Below are 946 nucleotides of genomic sequence, written 5' to 3' on the forward strand. Positions count from 1 at the left end.
CATAATCCAAAATGCACCTAAAAAGGTCATCACGGCGATGAACAAATCTTCCGGTCCGTGATGGGCCAGCTCTCCGATATCAAACAGATCATTTGTGATGCGGCTGATGATATGTCCTGTTTTTGTATTGTCAAAGTAGCGGAAAGATTGGCGCTGTACATGTTGGAAAAGCTCCTGGCGCATATCTGTTTCAATGTTGATGCCCAGCTTATGCCCGAGATAATTGACAATGTACTGCAGACCTGTGCTGAGCAGGTAGATCAGTAAGAGGCCGATGCTTACCCAGACGATTTCAAGCCAGTCTCCCCCGGGAATCAGCGTATCAATGAACCACTGAACAACTAGAGGAAAAGCCAGCTCCAGCACTGCAACGACGATCGCGCTGCTGAAATCGATGAAGAACAAACGTTTATGAGGTTTATAGTATGAAAAAAAGCGGCGTATCATAGGATGATGTGCACTCCTTTTGAAAATCTTTACGAGATTGATCGTATCACAGTTTGGCATCGGAAGTGCAAAAATTTCGAAAAATAATTGAAAATTATTCTCAAGTAGGCTGTTTTATAAAGGAATTCCCGCTTCTTTTGCTTCCTGTGCAACAAGCTTAGCGATTTCTTTTGCCCCGAAGTCGCAAAAGTGGGTGTCATCCCTGGCTCCGTCCGGATAGTTGGGGTGTTCCCCCGGTTCAAGCCATAAATACAGCTTTTTGGAAGCTTCCGGTCCTAGCGATTCAAGCAATTGACGGCTTTTGAAGGCGAGATCGATAAGCGGCACCCGAAGCTCTTCCGCAAGCTGTATCATCGCATCAGGATAGTCGCCATGGGTATTTTTAAAGCGGCCATCGCTTGCAAATGATCTTCTCTGGACCGGTGTAATCAGAACAGGATTGGCTTTCTTTAACCGTGCCTCATCTATATACCGGGTCAAATGCTGCTTGTAAGTTGTG

1 protein-coding gene and 1 pseudogene are annotated in these 946 nt (G+C 45.7%); both read right to left on the reverse strand.

Going from position 1 to position 946, the window contains the following annotated elements:
* A partial coding sequence (locus tag ACWHAR_RS24155; RefSeq protein ID WP_452088070.1) for an ABC transporter transmembrane domain-containing protein occupies window positions 1-447 on the reverse strand: 447 nt, incomplete at its 3' end.
* Between the two features lie 114 nt (window positions 448-561).
* Window positions 562-946 (reverse strand): annotated as a pseudogene (locus ACWHAR_RS24160) (rhamnogalacturonan acetylesterase); the annotation flags it as partial.

Source organism: Bacillus sp. LR--39 (genome assembly GCF_053613335.1).